General features: G+C 66.5%; 1 protein-coding gene. It reads right to left on the bottom strand.

The features are described 5' to 3' along the window. Window positions 1–149: 149 nt before the first annotated feature. Window positions 150–814: amino acid permease (locus G6032_RS00045; RefSeq protein WP_165280089.1), on the bottom strand; the 665-nt coding region annotated here is incomplete at its 5' end.

Here is an 814-nt window from a genome sequence, read left to right as displayed (position 1 = left end):
TTCATGAAGCCGGGGTTCGAGCCGCAGGCGTCGGTCCGCAGGACCGACCCATCCCACCCCCTCCGCCAAGCCTAACGATATCCCTGACCGGGATTGAGGCTCGCCTAGCGAGCAGGGCTTCGGCCTGTGTCGCTTCACGCCCCGCCCGATCACGATCCGCCGAAGGCGAACTGCAGGATCTGCCCGAGCAGTGCAACCCCGGCCGCGAGTGCACCGATCACCGGAACGACGAAAGGAATGTCGGGCACCTCGGCCGGCTGGCTGCGCCGCTTCATGCGGACCAGCGACAGGTTCACGCCGACGAATACCACCAGGATCGCGAAGCTCGTCATTTCGGCAAGCGACTTGAGCGGCACCAGCAGGGCCAGCACCAGCACCGTCGCGGTAATGATGAGCGTGGCCTCGATCGGCGTGTCGGTCTGGTCATTCACACGGGCGAAAACGCCGGGCGCACCGCGCCCGTCGCGCGCGATGTCCAGCAGCAGTCGCGAAGCCGCGATGATCTGCGTCAGCGCCCCGTTGACGATCACGAACAGGCTCGCGACGGCGACGGGCAGGCCCGGCCAGCCCGACAGTTCCACGGCCTTCACGAGCGGTGCCGACGCTCTTGCAATGACGTCGAGCCGGCCCGTGCCGACCAGGGCCATCGCGATCAGGATGTAGAAGACGAACACGATGCCCAGCGAGATCATCATCGCGCGCGGGAGGGTGCGCTTCACATCACGCACTTCTTCTGCCGTCTGCGCCATGTCGCCGAAGCCGATGAAGGAGTAGACGGCGAGAATCGCGCCGGCGAAGAGCATGCCGAAGCCGG

This window comes from Wenzhouxiangella sp. XN24 (genome assembly GCF_011064545.1).
Classification (GTDB): Bacteria; Pseudomonadota; Gammaproteobacteria; order Steroidobacterales; family XN24; genus XN24.
The sequence above is the reverse complement of the archived record's forward strand: the minus strand, read 5'-3'. Positions and strand labels throughout refer to the sequence as shown.